This window comes from Streptomyces sp. URMC 126 (assembly GCF_051386555.1).
Taxonomy (GTDB): domain Bacteria; phylum Actinomycetota; class Actinomycetes; order Streptomycetales; family Streptomycetaceae; genus Streptomyces.
This window is the reverse complement of sequence record NZ_JBPQTX010000855.1, coordinates 1-274: the sequence shown is the minus strand read 5'-3', so window position 1 is coordinate 274 and position 274 is coordinate 1. Positions and strand designations below refer to the sequence as shown.

The 274-nt window shown below is 72.3% G+C and carries 1 protein-coding gene; it reads right to left on the bottom strand.

Translation table 11 applies throughout. The annotated features are described in order from the left end of the window. Positions 1-274: thiamine pyrophosphate-dependent enzyme (locus ACSNOK_RS34220; RefSeq protein ID WP_436784627.1), on the bottom strand; the 274-nt coding region annotated here is incomplete at both ends.

Genomic DNA, 274 nt, shown 5'->3' with positions numbered 1-274 from the left:
CCTCGTTGTCGAGGACGGCCACGGACAAGTTCGGCGGGTTCTTCGCCGCGATGGTCGCGAGCCCGCCGAGCCCCATCAGCATCTCGCCATCGCCCGTGACGACGAGCACCGGCGTCGTCGGCTGCGCGAGCGCCAGCCCGAGCCCGACCATAGCGGCGCCGCCCATGGCGCCCCACAGATAGAAATTGCGCGGGTGATCGCCGGCCGCGGCGACGTCGTAGGTCGGCGAGCCGAGCCCCGTCACGACGAGGAGATCGCCGCGGTCGCGCAGGAG